This window comes from Leifsonia sp. Root4 (assembly GCF_001425085.1).
Lineage (GTDB): Bacteria > Actinomycetota > Actinomycetes > Actinomycetales > Microbacteriaceae > Microterricola.
In genome coordinates this window covers 98,968-116,578 of the sequence record NZ_LMDN01000004.1, presented here as the reverse complement: position 1 = coordinate 116,578, position 17,611 = coordinate 98,968, and the positions used below count along the sequence as shown (strand labels likewise).

19 protein-coding genes and 1 tRNA gene are annotated in these 17,611 nt (G+C 67.2%); 16 read left to right on the top strand and 4 right to left on the bottom strand.

The annotated features are described in order from the left end of the window. Positions 1-8: 8 nt before the first annotated feature. From ASC66_RS13835 to ASC66_RS13785, 11 genes are all read left to right on the top strand, one after another. On the top strand, positions 9-1,406 hold the full coding sequence (locus tag ASC66_RS13835; protein ID WP_055840666.1) for an FAD-dependent oxidoreductase: 1,398 nt from the start codon (positions 9-11) through the stop codon (positions 1,404-1,406). Between the two features lies 1 nt (position 1,407). Continuing rightward, positions 1,408-2,076, top strand: a complete 669-nt coding sequence (locus tag ASC66_RS13830) for a prepilin peptidase (RefSeq protein WP_055840663.1) — start codon at positions 1,408-1,410, stop codon at positions 2,074-2,076. A 524-nt stretch (positions 2,077-2,600) separates the two neighbouring features. Next, positions 2,601-2,792 carry a Flp family type IVb pilin gene (locus ASC66_RS13825; protein ID WP_055840660.1) on the top strand — a complete coding sequence of 64 codons (192 nt, stop codon included), beginning with the start codon at positions 2,601-2,603 and terminating at the stop codon, positions 2,790-2,792. Between the two features lie 123 nt (positions 2,793-2,915). After that, positions 2,916-3,302, top strand: a complete 387-nt coding sequence (locus tag ASC66_RS13820; protein ID WP_055840658.1) for a TadE/TadG family type IV pilus assembly protein — start codon at positions 2,916-2,918, stop codon at positions 3,300-3,302. After that, complete coding sequence (locus ASC66_RS13815) at positions 3,290-4,276, top strand: TadE/TadG family type IV pilus assembly protein (RefSeq protein ID WP_082492347.1); 987 nt, start codon at positions 3,290-3,292, stop codon at positions 4,274-4,276. Before ASC66_RS13820 ends, ASC66_RS13815 begins: the two co-directional genes overlap by 13 nt. A 28-nt stretch (positions 4,277-4,304) precedes the next feature. Continuing rightward, positions 4,305-5,048, top strand: a complete 744-nt coding sequence (gene cpaB, locus ASC66_RS13810) for a Flp pilus assembly protein CpaB (RefSeq protein ID WP_055840653.1) — start codon at positions 4,305-4,307, stop codon at positions 5,046-5,048. Next, positions 5,045-6,373 (top strand): CpaE/TadZ family protein, encoded by a 1,329-nt coding sequence (locus tag ASC66_RS13805; protein ID WP_055840650.1) that lies wholly within the window; start codon positions 5,045-5,047, stop codon positions 6,371-6,373. Before cpaB ends, ASC66_RS13805 begins: the two co-directional genes overlap by 4 nt. Beyond that, positions 6,370-7,830 carry a TadA family conjugal transfer-associated ATPase gene (locus tag ASC66_RS13800; protein WP_055840646.1) on the top strand — a complete coding sequence of 487 codons (1,461 nt, stop codon included), beginning with the start codon at positions 6,370-6,372 and terminating at the stop codon, positions 7,828-7,830. The genes ASC66_RS13805 and ASC66_RS13800 overlap by 4 nt, the downstream gene beginning before the upstream one ends. Continuing rightward, complete coding sequence (locus ASC66_RS13795) at positions 7,827-8,783, top strand: type II secretion system F family protein (protein WP_055840642.1); 957 nt, start codon at positions 7,827-7,829, stop codon at positions 8,781-8,783. The genes ASC66_RS13800 and ASC66_RS13795 overlap by 4 nt, the downstream gene beginning before the upstream one ends. A 10-nt stretch (positions 8,784-8,793) precedes the next feature. Next, on the top strand, positions 8,794-9,663 hold the full coding sequence (locus ASC66_RS13790) for a type II secretion system F family protein (protein WP_200944829.1): 870 nt from the start codon (positions 8,794-8,796) through the stop codon (positions 9,661-9,663). Positions 9,664-9,697: 34 nt separating this feature from the next. Next, on the top strand, positions 9,698-10,720 hold the full coding sequence (locus tag ASC66_RS13785) for an alpha/beta hydrolase (RefSeq protein WP_055840638.1): 1,023 nt from the start codon (positions 9,698-9,700) through the stop codon (positions 10,718-10,720). A 280-nt stretch (positions 10,721-11,000) separates the two neighbouring features. On the opposite strand, the gene ASC66_RS13780 is transcribed toward ASC66_RS13785, so the two are convergent. The 3 genes from ASC66_RS13780 to ASC66_RS13770 all read right to left on the bottom strand — a co-directional run bounded on the left by ASC66_RS13780 (position 11,001) and on the right by ASC66_RS13770 (position 13,322). Then, entirely contained in the window at positions 11,001-11,720 is a 720-nt protein-coding gene (locus ASC66_RS13780; protein WP_055840635.1) for an NUDIX domain-containing protein, read from the bottom strand. Further along, positions 11,720-12,208 carry a YajQ family cyclic di-GMP-binding protein gene (locus tag ASC66_RS13775; protein ID WP_055840632.1) on the bottom strand — a complete coding sequence of 163 codons (489 nt, stop codon included), beginning with the start codon at positions 12,206-12,208 and terminating at the stop codon, positions 11,720-11,722. Before ASC66_RS13775 ends, ASC66_RS13780 begins: the two co-directional genes overlap by 1 nt. A 94-nt stretch (positions 12,209-12,302) precedes the next feature. Beyond that, positions 12,303-13,322 (bottom strand): LacI family DNA-binding transcriptional regulator, encoded by a 1,020-nt coding sequence (locus tag ASC66_RS13770; protein WP_055840629.1) that lies wholly within the window; start codon positions 13,320-13,322, stop codon positions 12,303-12,305. Between the two features lie 205 nt (positions 13,323-13,527). Between ASC66_RS13770 and ASC66_RS13765 the strand changes: the two genes are divergently transcribed. Both ASC66_RS13765 and ASC66_RS13760 read left to right on the top strand, forming a co-directional pair. Then, positions 13,528-13,612: transfer RNA gene (locus ASC66_RS13765), tRNA-Tyr, on the top strand. Between the two features lie 181 nt (positions 13,613-13,793). Then, complete coding sequence (locus tag ASC66_RS13760) at positions 13,794-14,468, top strand: TetR family transcriptional regulator (RefSeq protein WP_055840626.1); 675 nt, start codon at positions 13,794-13,796, stop codon at positions 14,466-14,468. A 103-nt stretch (positions 14,469-14,571) separates the two neighbouring features. Here ASC66_RS13760 and ASC66_RS13755 read toward each other — a convergent pair whose 3' ends face one another. Further along, positions 14,572-14,952, bottom strand: a complete 381-nt coding sequence (locus tag ASC66_RS13755) for a winged helix-turn-helix transcriptional regulator (RefSeq protein ID WP_055840623.1) — start codon at positions 14,950-14,952, stop codon at positions 14,572-14,574. A gap of 128 nt (positions 14,953-15,080) precedes the next feature. On the opposite strand from ASC66_RS13755, the gene ASC66_RS13750 reads away from it, so the two are divergent. From ASC66_RS13750 to ASC66_RS13740, 3 genes are all read left to right on the top strand, one after another. Next, positions 15,081-15,950 carry an SDR family oxidoreductase gene (locus ASC66_RS13750; RefSeq protein ID WP_055840621.1) on the top strand — a complete coding sequence of 290 codons (870 nt, stop codon included), beginning with the start codon at positions 15,081-15,083 and terminating at the stop codon, positions 15,948-15,950. A 127-nt stretch (positions 15,951-16,077) separates the two neighbouring features. Further along, complete coding sequence (locus tag ASC66_RS13745; protein ID WP_055840618.1) at positions 16,078-16,929, top strand: inositol monophosphatase family protein; 852 nt, start codon at positions 16,078-16,080, stop codon at positions 16,927-16,929. After that, positions 16,926-17,546, top strand: coding sequence for a GNAT family N-acetyltransferase (locus ASC66_RS13740; protein ID WP_200944828.1), 621 nt, complete (start codon positions 16,926-16,928; stop codon positions 17,544-17,546). The genes ASC66_RS13745 and ASC66_RS13740 overlap by 4 nt, the downstream gene beginning before the upstream one ends. Positions 17,547-17,611 lie beyond the last annotated feature (65 nt).

Sequence of the window (17,611 nt, the reverse complement as noted above, 5' to 3'; positions counted from 1 at the left end):
ACGAACCTATGACCAAGCTGCGTTTGGCCATCGTCGGAGCCGGCCCCGCCGGCATCTACGCTGCCGACATCCTGTTGAAGGCCGAGAAGGCCTTCGACGTGTCCATCGACCTCTTCGACGCGCTGCCTGCCCCGTACGGCCTCGTCCGCTACGGCGTCGCACCGGATCACCCCCGCATCAAGGGCATCATCAACGCCCTGCGCGAGGTGCTCGACCGCGGCGACATCCGCATCTTCGGCAACGTCAAGTTCGGCACCGACATCACCCTCGATGACCTGAAGAGGCACTACAACGCCGTGATCTTCGCCACCGGCGCCGTCAAGGACGCCGACCTGGCCATCCCCGGCATCGAGCTCGATGGCAGCTACGGCGCCGCGGAATTCGTCAGCTGGTTCGACGGGCACCCCGACTACCCGCGCAGCTGGCCGCTCGAGGCCCGTGAGGTCGCCGTCATCGGCAACGGAAACGTCGCCCTCGACGTTTCGCGCATCCTCGCCAAGCACGCGGACGACCTGCTCGTCACCGAGATCCCGGACAACGTCTACGCCGGTCTCAAGGAATCGCCCGTCACCGATGTGCACGTCTTCGGGCGCCGCGGGCCGACCTCGGTCAAGTTCACGCCGCTTGAGCTGCGCGAACTCGGTGAGCTGCGCGACGTCGACATTATCGTCTACGACGAGGACTTCGACTACGACGATGCCGCCCGAGCCGCCGTCTCCGGCAACAAGCAGGTCTTCGTGATCGACAAGGTGCTGAACCAGTGGCGCCAGCGCGAGGTCGGGCAGGCCAGCCGCCGCCTGCACCTGCACTTCTTCGCCAAGCCGGTCGAGGTCGTCGAGGCGATCGAGAACGGTCAGCCCACCGGCCGTGTCGGTGCCTTCCGCTTCGAGCGCACTGCGCCAGACGGCGAGGGTGGCGTCGTCGGCACCGGAGAGATCCGCGAGATCCCGATCCAGGCGATCTACCGCGCCGTCGGCTACTTCGGCTCGCCGCTGTCCGCCGTGCCGTTCGACAAGAAACGCGGCGTCATCCCGAACCGCGAGGGCCAGGTGCTCGTCAAGGACCCGGAGACCGGCACGAGCCAGCAGATGTACGGCGTCTACGCCACCGGCTGGATCAAGCGCGGGCCTGTCGGCCTCATCGGGCACACGAAGTCCGACGCGATGGAGACCGTGCGGCACCTGATCAACGACGTCGGCAACTGGTGGAGCCCGGAGCAGCCCAGCGAAGAGAGCGTCGTCACGATGCTCGATGAGCGCGGCATCCGCTACACCGACCTCGACGGCTGGCACAACCTCGACGAGCACGAGAAGGCGCTCGGCGCCGGTCAGGGCCGCGAGCGGATCAAGGTCGTTCCCCGCGAGGAGATGGTCGACATCTCGACGGGCACGCAGGCTCGAGCCTGAGTTGACACCGGGCCCCGAGACAGCGCCGACGTTCATCGTTGCGGCCGCGCTGCTCGGGGCACCGCTTGGCTGGGCTCTCGGCGCCATCGCCGGGCGCACGCTGCGACCGCCGCGGAGCCTTGGGCGTAGCGCCCGCTGGATCATGGCGCTGGCGACGGCCGTGCTGTTCGCCCTGACGGTGTGGCTCGTGGGAATCACCCCCGTTCTCCCGGCGTTCCTGGTCTTCGCCGCGGCCGCAGTCGTGCTCGGATCCGTCGATCTGATCGAGAGACGGCTTCCGGATGCCGTCGTACTCCCCGCTCTCGTCGCGACCGTGCTGCTGCTGGCCGTCGCCGCCGCGGTCATGGGGGACTGGGGCATGCTTCTGGTGGCGGTGTTCGGCGCGGCGGCGCTCTTCGCGCTGTACTTCCTGCTCGCACTGCTCTCTCCGAGCGGGATCGGCATGGGGGATGTGAAGCTCGCGGCGCTCGTTGGACTCGTGCTCGGCTCGGCGGGCTGGGGAGTGTGGCTGGCCGGCGCTCTGGCGGGATTCGTCGTCGGTGGCGTGGTCGCGCTCGTCGCATTGCTGATGCGCCGGGTCACCCTGAGCGGCGCTCTGCCGTTCGGGCCGTCGATGCTCGCGGGCGTATACCTCGCATTTCTGCTGAGCGCCGTGATTGACTCGCGCTGAGGTGCCCCCACTTTCGGGGGTCGCGAGGCGTCAGCCGCTGCGAGTATGGTCACCTCCACGCCGACATTGAGTCCGGCGCCCGCGTCACGAGGCACCCAGTGCAGCGTGGCCCGTGGCCCTCAGCGGCCACACCTACCCGAGCAACATTCTGACCCGAACAGATCGCTACCCTACTTCCCAGCCCTACCCAGGCATGCGTGGCGCGACGCCCGCGGGTGACCGCGGAGCCGTGCTCGCCTCGGCGTTCAACCGCCGCCGCGAGCGTCGCCGCGCACCTCGGTTGCGCCCTCCGGGGGCTCGCTTGTGAGCCCGTATTTCGCCGGCCGCCGCGCACCGCACACACCCGACTCGCGACCACCCCGACTCGCGAGTTTTCGTGCTGCCATCTGGGAATTTACATGCTCGTAACCCCCTAATCAGGTGCCACCCGAAATGGGGAGTAGTGAGGATATCTCACACCGGCCTAGCTTTGCCGACACCCGCTTGGCCGACAGAGGCCGGCCACACACAGAACGGAAAAGCACATGAAGTTCATCACCGACATCCAGGCCCGAATCAACAGCATGCGCAGCACGGACGACGGCGCGACCGCCGTTGAGTACGGCCTCATGGTCTCGCTCATCGCCGTGGTCATCATCACCGCCGTCGCACTGATCGGCACGAACCTCGACACGATGTTCGACAACGTGGGCACCAAGATCAAGACGACGCCGTAGTCGCCGCAGATCGCAGGTCCCCCTGCCTGGCTCGGCGGCGGCATCCTCACCCACGGATGCCGCCGCCGCACACACCGTGACATTCCCACACTTCGATACCCGCTCTTCGAAGGGACCCGAACCATGAAGCGATTGCGCTTCCACACTGATCGCGGCGCAGCGGCCGTGGAGTTCGCGCTCATCCTCCCGGTGCTTCTGATCCTCGTTCTCGGCATCGTCGAGTTCGGCCGGGCCTACAACGTGCAGATTTCGCTCAGCCAGGCGGCCCGCGAGGGCGCCAGGGAGATGGCGATCCACAATGACGTCGCCGCCGCGAAGGCAGCAGCCATTGACGCGGCACCATCGGTCAACCCCGCGATCAGCGCCGGTCAGATCGCCGTCAGCCCCGCAAACTGCACGACAGGTGGCACGGCAACCGTGACCATCACCTACCCGCTCGAGCTGATCACGGGCTTCTTCGACGACACGTTCACGCTTACGAGTATTGGAGTCATGCGATGCGGTGGATGATCACGCGGTTGCGAGCCAACCGCCTCCGCTCCGAACGCGGCGCAAGCGCCGTGATCGTCGCGATCCTGCTCGTGCCGCTCATCGGCTTTGTGGCGATCGCAGTGGACGTCGGGGCACTGTACTGGGAACGCGCGCAGCTTCAGAACGGCGCGGATGCCGCAGCGCTGGCGATCGCTCAGGACTGCGCCGACGCCACTGGCTGCGGTGACTCGGCGGCACTGGCCGCCAGCTACACCAACAGCAATGCCAACGATGGTGCTGCCAATGTGCTCACGCCGGTGTTTCCGAACAACCACACCGTGATCGTGAGCGACAGTACCCGCGAAGCCGGCAGCAACGATTCCGCGATCTCGCATCCCTTCGCGGCGCTCATCGGCACAACCTCCACCACAGTCGGTGCTTCGGCTACGGCGGAATGGGGCCCGCCCGGAGCCGGCCCGGTGCTCCCGCTCGCTCTCTCATTCTGCGAATTCCAGGAGTCGTTACCCCTGGTTCCCGGCACCAGAATGAGCGTTCGCACAGACACCAACAAGATCTGCAAGAAGGACCCGACAGGGGCGGACATTCCCGGTGGGTTCGGCTGGATCGACCAGATCCCGGGCAAATGTGAGGCGTACGTCAACCTCAATGCGGTCGGCGAGTTGTGGTTGGGCAATGATCCGGGGAACAGTGTTCCCAGCCTCTGCTCCGCAAAGCTCGATCTCATCAAGGGCACAACCGTCCTCATTCCGATCTACGACGCGTCTCGTGGCACTGGGCAGAACGGTGAATATCGCATCTACGCATTTGCCGCGTTCCATGTCACGGGATGGAAGTTCAGCGGGAAGACTTCGCTGGATCCCGCAGCGCCGTCGTGCGGCGGTGGCAACGCCCGCTGCATCCAGGGCTACTTCGAGAAATGGGTATCCATCGATACCGCGTTCGAACTCGGCGGCCCGGAAACCAACAGCAGCCTCGTCAAACTCATCAAGTAGTCGCAGCATCTCACTGAGGAGACACACCATGAAAACCCGACTCATCGGCGCAATTCTCGCCATCGTGTTGGCCGCGGCAGGCGCTGTCGTGCTGATCGGCTACGTGAACAGCGCAGACGCCCGAGCTGCCGACGGGGCGGCGATGGTACCTGTCTTCGTGGTCACGAACGAGGTCCCACTCGGCACACCGGCCGAACAGATCGGCGAGTTTGTCACGGTCAAGAAGATCCCGGCACTAGCGGCTGTCCCTGGCGGCGTCGAGAAGCTCTCCGAGCTCACAGGGCAGGTCAGTGATGCCGCCCTCCAGCCCGGTGAGCAGCTGATCTCATCACGCTGGGTCGAGCCGGCGGCGCTCGCGGCACGAGGGGAGGTCGATCTGCCAGAGGGCATGCAATCGGTCACCATCACGCTGCCGGTCGAACGTGCCGTCGGCGGCGCGATCAAGGCCGGCGACACCGTCGGCATCGTCGTCGCCGCCACCGCGAAGGTCAACGGTTCCTCCGAGGAGGTCCTCATGACAAAGCAGACCTTCCACAAGGTGCTCGTGCTCGCCGTGCAGCAGGGAACAACGGTACTCGCCAATGAGGATCCAGAGGCCGAGGCCGTTCCCGAGCCGGTCAGTGCGCTGATGGTGACATTGGCACGCACGACTCCTGACATCGAGGAGATCGTGTGGGGTCAGCAGTTCGGCACCGTCTGGCTCACTCTGGAACCGGAGAACGCGGATGAGAGCGGATCCCACGTCGTTGACGGAAATGTCGTGTTCCAATGAGCAGGGTCATCGTCGTCAGTCGCAGCCGCGAATACGACGCACGGATGCAGAGGCTGCTCGGTGACGACGTCGCCACGGTGATGGGCGCCTATCTGAGCTTCGGAGCTCAGATCGCCCTGGACCAGCTCGCGGGCGACGACGCCGAAGTCGCTCTTCTCGGACCGTTCCTCAGCTATGAGGATGCGAACGAGCTTGTGACCGCACTGCTTCGGCGCTTTCCTGATCTCGGCCTGGTGCTGGTGCACGAGAACCATGCCGAGATCGAGGAGTGGGTGTCGGAGATGCCGATCCAATCGGTGCTCAGCCCCACTGCTGACGACGACACGGTTGTGGAGCTCCTCGGGGAGATGCGCACCTGGCTCATTGACGCCGGCGCCGCGGACGGCGAGGCGCCGGACTACGGCGCACTGCCGCCCCAGACAGACAGTGAACCGAACTCGAGCGTCGAAGCCACCGAGGCTTTGACGCTCGCCGAACCCGGCGCACCACTCGAGGATGCACCTGACTTGCAGCCTCTGGCCGCGATCACCACGGTGGGCTCCGCGGACGGTGAGGAGGGCCGAGTGATCGCGGTCGTCTCACCGAAGGGCGGTCTCGGCAAGACCACCATCGCCACCAACCTCGCCGTGGGCCTGGCCAGGGTGGCCCCGCTCTCGGTCGTGATCGTCGACGCCGATGTGCAGTTCGGCGACGTGGCGACGGCGCTCGCGCTCGAAGCCGAGCACACGTTGCCCGACATGGTGAGCGGCCTGGCGCCGCGGGACACGATGGTGTTGAAGACCTTCCTCTCGGTGCACCCGGCCGGGTTCTATGTTGTGGCCGGCTCCGAGGATCCTGCGACGGGTGATCGGGTCACCGGCGACCAGATCGGTCATCTCGTGCAGCAGCTCGCCGGCATCTTCCGCTTTGTGATCGTCGACACTGCACCCGGGCTGGGGGAGCACGCGCTCTCGGTGCTCGAATGCGCCAGCGACGCGATCGTGCTGTGCACCATGTCGGTGCCGAGCGTGCGGGGGCTCAGGCAAGAGCTCGCGACGCTCGCCGCTCTCGGCATCCTGCCTGCAGAACGGCACGTCGTGATGAACTTCGCAGACAAGGTGAGCGGGCTGAACGCCAAGGACGTCGAGGCGACCATCGGCGTGCCGGTGGATGTCGCGATCCCGCGCTCAAGCGCCGTTGCGCTCTCGACCAACCGGGGTGTTCCCCTCTTGGAGCAGGACTCGCGGGATCCCGCGGCGAAGGCTCTGAACCAGATCGTTGTCCGATTCGACAGCGCGGCCGCGCAGAAACGTGGCCGGGCTCACCGGAGGGTGGTAGTCGCATGAAACTCACCGAACGCATTGACGCGCTGCGCGGGGTCACCCCGGCGAAGGCCGACGCAGCAGTGGAGACGGCGCCCGAGACGGCCGGTGCCACGGCCGTGATCGGTGCGATCGCTGACGCGCCGCCGCCGGTCACGGAACGAGTCAGGCACCTGCCGGCGCCCGTGCACGTCGACCCGCTGGCCGAGCTCAAAGAGCGGGCCGCCCAGGAGCTGTTCGAACGCATTGGCACCCGCATGAACGACTCGAGCCTGACGGAGGAGAAGCTGCACGCCTATGCACGTGCAGAGCTCTCCCAGATCGTCAGCGAGGAGCAGATTCCTCTCAGCGGCGATGAGCGGAAGCGCCTGATCAAGGAGATCGGCGCGGACGTGCTCGGCTACGGCCCGATCGAGACGATGCTCGACGACCCGGACATCACCGAGATCATGGTGAACAGCCACGAGCAGATCTTCGTCGAGCGGAACGGCCGACTCGAGCTCTGCGATGTGCGCTTCACGAGCGAGGCGCATCTGCGCCGGGTGATCGAACGGATTGTGTCGAAGGTCGGGCGGCGAATCGACGAGTCATCGCCGCTGGTGGACGCCAGACTCATCGACGGATCTCGTGTGAACGCCATCATTCCGCCACTGGCCGTGAACGGCTCGGCGCTGACGATCCGCAAGTTCGCCAGGGAGCCGTTCACCGTGAAGGACCTGGTCGGCTTCGGAACACTCAATCAGAACATCGCCGACGTGCTCGAAGCCTGTGTGAAAGCGCGACTGAACATCATCGTCTCCGGCGGAACCGGAACCGGCAAGACCACGATGCTGAACGTGCTTTCGGCGTACATCCCGACGGACGAACGCATCGTGACCATCGAGGATGCCGTCGAGCTGCAGTTGCAACAGGACCACGTGGTGCGGCTGGAGTCGCGGCCGGCGAACATCGAGGGCAAGGGCGAGATCACCATCCGGGATCTCGTCCGCAACTCCCTGCGCATGCGGCCGGACCGCATCGTCATCGGCGAGTGTCGTGGCGGCGAGAGCCTCGACATGCTGCAGGCCATGAACACCGGCCACGAGGGCTCGCTGTCGACCGTGCACGCGAACTCGCCACGGGACGCCATCGCCCGACTGGAGACCCTGGTGCTGATGGCCGGCATGGACCTGCCGCTCCGGGCGATCCGGGAGCAGATCACCTCCGCGATCGACGTGATCGTGCAGGTGACCCGCCTGAAGGACGGCTCGCGCCGCGTGACCCATGTCACCGAGGTGCAGGGAATGGAGGGGGACATCGTGACCCTGCAGGATGCCTTCACCTTCGACTACGCCGCGGGCGTCGACGCCGGTGGCCGCTTCCTCGGGCACGCGGAGGCGACGGGCGTTCGGCCCCGCTTCGCCGATCGCTTCCACGACCAGGGGATCGAGCTCTCCCCGAGCGTCTTCCAAGCCCCGCTCGCCGTGAGGGCAGTGCGATGAGCGCCATCATCCCTTACGCGGGGCTCGCACTCGGGCTCATCGCCCTGCTCGTGCTCGTATTCCTGGTCATCGCCCCGCCCGCCCCGCGGGTACCGATCGAACGGCGACGCGCGCCTGGCGCTGTCCAGACCTCCACGCTCACGCGCGTGACCGATCGCACCGTCGACATGATCGACGGCGTGATCAGCAAGCGCTCCAACCCCCTGTTCGGTGGAGCCGAGCTGGAGCAGGCCGGCATCCGGATGTCGCCGCCGTCGTTCGTCTTGATGGTGGTGTGCGCGGCGATCGTGCTCGCCGCCTTCGGGCTCCTCATCGGCAATGGCACTCCATGGGTGATCCCGCTCATGGTGACGTTCGCGGCGCTGTCCCCGATCGGGGCCAAGCTCGTGCTCGGCGTGCGCGCCGGCAAGCGTCGCGCGGCATTCGCCGAACAACTCGACGATGCGCTCACGCTGCTGGCCGGAAGCCTGCGGGCCGGGCACAGCCTGCTACGCGCGATCGACGCCGTCTCGCAAGAGACGGACTCGCCGATCGCTGAAGAGTTCGCCCGGGTCGTGAACGAAACCCGAATCGGTCGCGACCTGGGCGACGCCCTGATGAACACCGCGCTGCGGATGAAAAGCGACGACTTCCAATGGGTCGCCCAGGCGATCGCCATCAACCGTGAGGTCGGCGGCAATCTCTCCGAGGTGCTCAACCAGGTGGCGTTCACGATCCGCGAGCGCAACCAGATCCGGCGTCAGGTCAAGGCGCTCGCCGCCGAGGGCAAGATGTCGGCCTGGGTGCTCCTCCTTCTTCCGGTCGGGGTGTTCGCCTTCCTGCTTCTCGTCCGTCCGGAGTATTTCGCGGGCGTCTTCACGAGTATCTGGGGCATCTTCGCCCTCGTCGTCGCGGTCGTGCTGCTCATCGTCGGATCGATCTGGATGATGGCCGTCGTCAAGGTGAAGTTCTAAGGACATGATCATGCCTCCTCTTATTGCAGTGCTCTCCGCCCTCGCCGTCGCCGGCGGGCTCGGCGCCCTCATCGGGATCCTGGTTGGCGGGCGAAGCCAACATCAGGCCGTCGCTCCGAATGCCGGACAGAGGTCCGCCGACGTCCCGGCCGCCCAGCAGGCGCCGCGCATCAAGAAACTCAGCGAGCTCGCGCCCAAGGGCTACATCGGCATGCTCGAGCGGCAGCTCCTGCTCGCCGGCCGTCCACCCGCGTGGACCATCGACAAGATCCTCATCGCGAAAGTGATGCTGCTCGTGGCAAGCGGACTGTTCACGGTGTGGTGGGTCGGCCTCGACCCCAGCATTGTGCGCATCGTGATCGCCTGTGCCGTCATCCTGCTGGCCTTCTTCACACCCGATCTGCTCATCTACAGCAGAGGGCAGGAGAGGCAGCAGGCCATTCAGAACGCGTTGCCAGACACTCTCGACCAGATGACCATCTCGGTCGAGGCCGGCCTGGGCTTCGAAGCGGCGATGTTGAAGGCCGGCAATAACGGCCGCGGCCCGCTCGCCGATGAACTGATCCGCACCCTGCAGGACATGAGCATCGGGCGCTCCCGGATCGACGCGTACCACGGCCTTGCCGAGCGGACCACCTCTGTTGACCTCCGCCGATTCACCCGATCGGTGATCCAGGCGGACCTCTATGGCATCGCGATCGCTGAGGTGCTCAGGGTGCAGGCCGCGGAGGTGCGCATGCGGCGTCGGCAACGGGCGGAAGAGCAAGCCATGAAGGTTCCGGTCAAGGTCATCTTCCCGCTCATCTTCTGCATCCTGCCCGTGCTGTTCATTGTGCTGATGACACCGGCCGTGCTGAGCATGGTCGACGCCTTCTCCTGAGTCGGCGCCTCACCGAGCGGGCTAGGGTGAGGCTGTGAGCGAAAACCGTGGGGGAGAGCGCTGGAAGCCGGATGTTCTCGGCGCCCACTTCGAACAGTTGACGTTGCCGCTCAAGTCGGATGTCGAGGGCGAGGTCGTTGCCACGCTCGTCCGGCACACGGCGCTCCGCCCCCTGGAGCTGCGCGCACTGCCGGCCGACGGCGCCGACGTGCTCTACGTGCACGGCTGGTCGGACTACTTCTTCCAGACCCACCTCGCCGAGTACTGGCGGAGCGTGGGGGCACGCTTCCACGCACTGGACCTCCGCAAGTACGGCCGCAGTCTGCGCGACTATCAGACGCCCGGATTCGTTGACGATCTGAGTATCTACGACGAGGACATCGAGGCTGCGCTCACGGCGATGGGCCACGAGGCTCCGAAGCCGGGCCCAACCGTCAACGTCGGCAAACGGCGTCCACTGATCTTGATGGGGCATTCGACCGGTGGGCTGACGCTCAGTCTGTGGGCCGCTCGGCATCCAGGCCGTGCGCAGGCGCTCGTGCTCAACAGCCCGTGGCTGGAATTCCAGGCGCGCGGCATCGGCCGCGAGGTGATCGCCCCGGCCATCGTGCTCGGCGCGAAAGTCGCCCCGCTGGCGCAACTGCCGAACGTCGACCTCGGTTTCTACACCCGCACGGTGTCGAAGGCGTTCGACGGGGAGTGGGATTACAACACGGCATGGCGTCCGGAGCGCGGCTTCCCGACGCACCCCGCCTGGTTGAAGGCCGTGCTGTTCGGGCACGGCACCATCGCTGCCGGCATCGACGTCGGGGCCCCCGTGCTTTCACTGATGTCGTCGCGCTCAACGATCTCTCTGGTGTGGTCGCCGGCGATGATGACGAGCGACATCGTGCTCGTCGTCGACGACATCGCCGTGCGCTCGCTGCGCCTCGCGCCGGGCGTGACGGTGGAGCGCCTGGACGGCGCCATTCACGACGTGATGCTCTCGGCCAAGCCGGTGCGGGAGGCCGCGTACGCAGCGATCACGCGCTGGCTGCGCGGCTACTTCGCGCACTGACATCCGCCGCACCCCGTTGATTGAGCGGAACCACCCCGTTGATTGAGCGGAGCCACCCGTCGATTGAGCGGCCCCACCCGTCGATTGAGCGGACCTACCCCGTTGATTGAGCGGCCCCACCCGTCGATTGAGCTTGTCGAAATCAGCTCAGCGTGAGGGTTTCGACAAGCTCAACCAGCGGCTTCAGCTCAACCAGCGGCTTCTGCTCGACCAGCGGCTTCTGCTCAACCAGCGGCTTCTGCTCAACCCATTGGCCTCAGCTCAACCAGCTGCTTCCGGCTCAACCAGCGGGGCGTTGCGCCGAGAATGGCCCGGACAGTGCCGCCCACTGCAGCAACATGATCGTCTTCGCGTCGACGATGTCGGTGCCGATCATCGCGAGGGCCGCGGCGAAGTCGAGCTCGAGCACGGCGATGTCCTCACCCTCGTCGGCCAGGCCTCCGCCACCGCCTGCACGGGTGTTCTCGTCGTACGGAGCCGCGAAGAAGTGCAGCCGCTCGGTGACGGAACCGGGGCTCATGAACACCTCGAACACGCGCTCGACCGGTCCGACGGCGTGCCCGGTCTCCTCCTCGGCCTCGCGCCGGATGGCCGATTCCGGGTCGTCATCGTCGAGCAGCCCCGCGGCCACCTCGATCAGATTGCCGTCGGGGTGCCCGTTCACATACGCCGGGTATCGGAACTGCCGACTCAACACGACGCTGCGCTTGGCCACGTTGTAGAGCAGGATGCACGCGCCGTCACCGCGATCGTAGGTCTCCCGCTCTTCGACCGACCAGTGGCCGTCGCTGTGCTGGAAGTCGATCGTCGTCGCGCGGGTGACGAACCAGTTCGAGGTGAGCAGGCGCACATCGCGCACCCGCACCCGCGGGTTCCCGCTGAGATCGCGGCCGACCTGGTCGAGGCCGGTGCGGCCGCGGCGGTCCGGAATGTCAACGCCTGGAACGCCGGCCCCTGGAACGCCGGCCCCCGGAACGCCGGCGGCCGGCACCGAGGTCATCAGCGGAAGTTGACGAACTGCAGGGCGACGTCGAGGTCTTTGCCCTTCAGCAGCGACATGGTCTCCTGCAGGTCGTCGCGGCTCTTCGAGGAGACGCGCAGCTCATCGCCCTGGATCTGGCTCTTGACGCTCTTCGGCGCCTCGTCGCGGATGATCTTGTTGATCTTCTTCGCGTTCTCCGAGTCGATGCCCGCCTTCAGCGAGGTCTCGATGCGGTACTCCTTGCCGGAGGCGAACGGCTCGCCGGCATCCAGGGTGCGCAGCGAGATGCCGCGCTTGATCAGCTTGGCCTCGTAGACCTCGAGGATCGCCTTGGCTCGCTCTTCGCTGTTCGCCTTGATCAGGACCTTCTCGCCGGTCTGCTCGATGGAGGCGCCGACGTTCTTGAAGTCGTAGCGCTGAGCAACTTCCTTCTGCGCCTGGTGCAGGGCATTCTCGCCCTCCATCGGGTCGACCTTGGAGACGATGTCAAAAGTGGAATCAGCCATGCCTCGATGTTAGCGTTCGGGGCTGATAACCGCCCGTCGGATGAGCTCGGCCGGCCCTGAGCCTGTCGAAGGGTCGAAACCCGGATGCCGCGGGCTAGTCGGCGCTCGGCGTCGCCGTACTGGAGCGCACGACCAGCTCGAACGGCAGCGCGATCGAGCTCTGCACGGGATCGTGCCGCTCGGGGTGCAGCTCCTCCATGAGCATCTGCACCGCCTTCTCGCCCTGCGCGCGCGGAAACTGCGCGACGGTGCTGAGCCCGAAGAACTCGGCCAGGTCGTGGTCGTCGATGCCGATGATGGAGACGTCGCGCGGAACGCTGAGGCCCAGGTCCTTGGCGGCGAGGATCGCGCCGATCGCCATCTCATCGCTGGCGGCGTAGATCGCGCTCGGGCGTCCGTACGGGCTGCCGAGCAGCTGCTTGGCCGCCTGGTAGCCGCCCTGGATCGTGAAGTCGGCGGGGCGGAACAGGGCCGGATCGACGTCGAGGCCGGCATCGCGCAACGCGCTCTCATAGCCGACGCGGCGGTTGCTCGGCAGGTGGAAGTCGACGTCGAGCTCGAGCACTCCACCGATGTGGCCGATGCGGCGGTGGCCGAGCGCGATCAGGTGCCCGGTGGCGAGCCTCGCGACGGCCGTGTCGTCAACGGCGAGCGTGCGCACGCCGGGGATCGGGCCGCCGACGCCGACGAGCGGCTTCTTCAGACGGTGCAGGCGGGAGACCTCGTCGGCGGTGAGCTCAAGCGAGATCGCGATGACGGCGTCCACGCGCTGGCGCAGCAGGAAGTGCTCGAACACGCTGTGCCGCTCGGCGCCGTCGCCCGAGAGGTTGTAGAGGGTGATGTCGTAGCCGTCACGAAGCAGTGCCTGCTGGGCGCCCTCGAGAACGGTGGAGAAGAACCAGCGGTTGAGGAAGGGAACGACGACACCGATGTTCTTGGTGCGGCCGGATGCGAGGCTCGACGCATTCGAGGACACCACGTAGCCGAGCTGCTCGGCCGCGGCATCCACCTTGAGCTTCGTGGCCTGCGACACCGAGCCGTTGCCGCTCAGGGCGCGGGAGACGGTCGCGGTGGAGACGCCCGCGAGCTTCGCCACTTCTTCGATGCCGGCCATCGCATCGCCGCCTTCCGCTGAGCATGCTGGATACGCCAGAAGTCTAGCGATTCAGACCACTTCGACCGCTGCCGACGCGGGCGCAGCGGCATCCGAAACGCCCGAATGCGCGGGGGAGGGCGACTCAATTTCACCAGATGGCCGATGGTAAGTATGCTTGTGGAGCGTCTTCGGTCAGGTGGCAACATATGGTCGGGTGCGCGCTGGCGAGTTACCCAAGCGGCCAAAGGGATCTGACTGTAAATCAGACTGCTCAGCATTCGGGGGTTCGAATCCCTCACTCGCCACCACTAACCCCGGAATCACTGCGATTCCGGGGTTTTGTCGATTAAGCCGGTCGAAATCGCTTCACCTGCCGCGGTGTCCGGCGAACGGGACGGCCTGATCCCGTGCACCGCGCCGCACAGGCCCCCGCTGGCCGGGTCTGCGAAACTGGGGAACAGCCAGCGTGAGTGAAGGAGTCCAGCCGACATGACCGTTTCCACCGCGCAGTCGCCCTCGGCATCGCCCTCCGGATCGACCGCGCGCTCGGCCGAGACCCGCGATCGCATCCTGAGCATCGCGGCCGAGGAATTCGCGGAGCGGGGCTACGCCGGAACGTCGATCGGCGGCATCGCCAAACGGGCAGGCGTCGGCAAGGGGCTGGTGCAGTATTACTTCAAGGCCAAGGTCGACCTCGCCGTCGAGATCGTGCAGAGCGCCTACGCCCAAGCCTCGTTCGCGAACATCATCGGATCGTCCGTCCCCCTGCGCGGCATGGCCGCGATCGTCACATCCATCCGCACGGTGTCCCGAGCGTTCCGCGACGACGTACGCGTGCGTGCCGCTGTACGACTCCTCCGCGAGTACGACGTCATCCCCGCCACCTTCCCAACGCCGTACGTCAGCTGGGTGGCCGTGATCGCACAGTGCCTGATCGAGGCATCGGATGACGGCGAGATCCCGCCCGGCAGGAACCTCGCGAGCGAGGCCTGGCACCTCGTCGCCGGTTTCTATGGGGTGCAGGAGATCTCGCAGCGGCTCACCGGGCGGCAGGATCTGCCGGAGCGCATCGAGGAGATGCTCGAACGGGAGTTCGCTCTGCTCGGTGTGGTCGAGCCGGGCCGCTTCCTGGCCCGGCAGCCGGGGGACACCGTCCAGTTATAGTACGATCGTACGAAGGGACATGCGCCGTCGGGGGACAGACGCATGGAGCCGGTGGCGATCGGGGGACCGTCACCGGCCAATCCCGCCCTCGCCTGACGCGAGCTCAGTCGAACCGGGGCGCGAGGATCTCGGCGGCGTTGTCGTCGATCCAGCCCATCAGGGGCAACAGGTGTTCCGTGAGTTCGCGGCCGCGCGCCGTGAGGCTGTAATCCACGCGCGGGGGAATCACCGCCTGAACCTCGCGATGCACGAAGCCGTCACCCTCGAGTGTGCGCAGCGTCTGCGCCAGCATCTTCTCGCTGATGCCCTCGATGCCGCGGCGGAGTTCGCCCCAGCGGTGCGGTTCGCGGGAGAGCGCCAGCAGCACGAGCACGCCCCACTTGCTCGTGACGTGGTCGAGCACCGTGCGGCTCGGACAGGCCGCCGGAAAGATTCCCGCCGTCGTGCCCGGGATCCCCTGCAGCTGCTCATTTCTCACCGTCATGTACGTACCTTACCAAAAGGTGGGTACCTTCTTCTGGGAAGTAACGTCGGGTGCACGGGGTTGTACCCGACGACGGCCAGAGCGGTCGTGACATCCGCGGCCAGCTGGGCGCACTCGAAAGGAACACCATGACCATCGTCATCACCGGAGCAACGGGCCAGCTCGGCGCCCTCGTCATCGATGCACTGCTGCAGGGCGGAACGCCGACCGCCGAGATCATCGGCACCGGCCGCAACGAGCAGCGCCTCGCGGAGCTGCAGGAGCGCGGCATCCGCACCGTCGTCGCCGACTACTCCGACAGCGCAGCGCTCGAGCAGGCATTCGCCGGGGCGGATGCCGTGCTGCTGATCTCCGGCAGCGAGGTCGGTCAGCGAGTCGCCCAGCACGCCGCCGTCATCGACGCCGCGAAGGCCGCCGGGGTCGGACGCCTCGTCTACACCAGCGCGCCGGCCGCCACCACGTCCGCACTGATTCTGGCCCCGGAGCACAAGGCCACCGAGGAACTGATCGCAGCCTCCGGCATCCCGTCCACCATCCTGCGGAACGGCTGGTACACCGAGAACTACTTCGGCGCGCTGAGCCAGGCGGCCGCGAGCGGCGAGATCGCGGCCAGCGTCGGCGAGGGGCGCGTGGCCAGCGCCAGCCGGGCCGACTACGCGACTGCCGCGGCACTCGTGCTCGTCGACGCGAGCCACAGCGGAGCCGTCTACGAGCTGAGCGGCGACGTCGCCTGGAGCCACGCCGAACTCGCCGAGGCCGCTGCCGACGTGCTCGGTCGCCCTGTCGCCTTCCGCAGCCTCAGCCCGGAGGAGCACCAGGCAGCACTCGAGCAGGCCGGCCTCGACGCCGGCACCGCCGGCTTCGTCGTCGCGCTCGACGGCAACATCCGTGACGGGCTCCTGGCCGAGACGAGTGGCGAGCTCGCCCGCCTTCTCGGCCGCCCGACCACGCCGCTGCGCGCAGAGCTCGCCACCGCCGCCGCAGCGCTCGTCGCCTAGCGCCGCCCGCCCGCCCGCCCTGTCTCGCCTGAGGCGGGCCGCGAGTGGGCGCAATCGGCCCCTTCGAGCGTCGCCATGGGGCAGATTGCGCCCACTCACGAGCACGGGCGGCGGGTAGCGTTGGCGTATGAGTGTTGCATTGATGGAGACTGCCCGCCGGATCGCGCTCGAGGCTGGAGCACTTGCCGCGGATCGCCGACGCGAGGGGGTCTCGGTTGCCGCCAGCAAGTCGAGTGACGTCGACGTCGTCACGGCAGCCGACCGTGAGACCGAGGCCTTGATCCGGGCGCTGATCGCGGCCGAGCGCCCTCACGATGGCTTCTATGGCGAGGAATCGGATGCCACCACCGGCAGCTCGGGGCTCGTCTGGGTCGTCGACCCGATCGATGGCACCGTCAACTACCTCTACGGCAACCCGACGTGGGCTGTGAGCATCGCGGTGGGCGAACTCGATCCAGACGCCGCTGCCGGCCACGAACCGACCGCCACCTGGCGGGCGCTCGCCGGAGCCGTCTACGCGCCGTCGGTCCGCGAGCTCTACACGGCCAGTGCAGGCGGAGGGGCCTGGCTCGAGCTGCTTGACCGCGAGGGTGTGCCGGAGCGACTGCAGGTGAACGCCGATCCAACGCTTGCGCACGCACTGGTCGGAACCGGCTTCTCATACATCGCAGAGCGCCGGGCCGCCCAGGGCGCTGTGCTCGGCGCACTGCTGCCTCGGGTCCGCGACATCCGCCGCGGCGGCAGCGCCGCGCTGGATCTCTGCGCCGTGGCATCCGGCCGCCTCGACGCCTATTACGAACGCCACATCAACCCGTGGGATCACGCCGCCGGCGCTCTGATCGCGGGGGAGGCCGGTGCCCACGTGGCCGGCCTGCACGGTGCCCCCGCGACCGCGGAGTTGCTGATCGCCGCCGAGCCGGGACTCTTCGCCGCGCTGCACGCGGCACTCGTGGAGGCCGGCATCGGGACCTCCGCGTGAGCGCTCCCGTCGCACGCGGGCCGCGAATCGTCACGGAGCGCCTGCTGCTGCGGCGTTGGACGGATGCCGACCGGGCGCCCTTCGCCCGAATGAACGCCGATCCGGCCGTGATGGAGTACTTCCCCGCGGTGCTCGACGCCGCGGCATCCGACGCGCTGATCGACCGCATCGAAGCGGGCTTCGAACGGAACGGCTCCGGCCGCGCTGCCTTCGGGCTCTGGGCGGTGGAGCGGCTGGACTCCGGGCAGTTCATCGGCTTCGTCGGGCTCGCGGTGCCGAGCTTCACCGCCCACTTCACGTCGCCGCACGGATCCGCGCCGGGGCCGGCCGTCGAGATCGGTTGGCGGCTGGCCGCAGACGCCTGGGGCAACGGGTACGCGAGCGAGGCGGCGTCCGCGGTGTTGGAGTACGGATTCGGCACCGTCGGCCTCCACGAGATCGTGTCGTTCACGTCGCGCTCAAACCTGCGCTCGCGGCGCGTCATGGAACGCATCGGCATGGTCCGCGACGAGGCCGGCGACTTCGGGCACCCCGCGTTGCCCGCCGACCACCCGCTCGCGCCACACGTGCTCTATCGGGCCAGACGCACCCGGGAACCCGCCGGGAGTCACCGGTGATCCGCCCCGGATTCTGCCGTGACACAGCCGTGATTTAGCCGTGATGGGCCCCTGAATCCGCACAC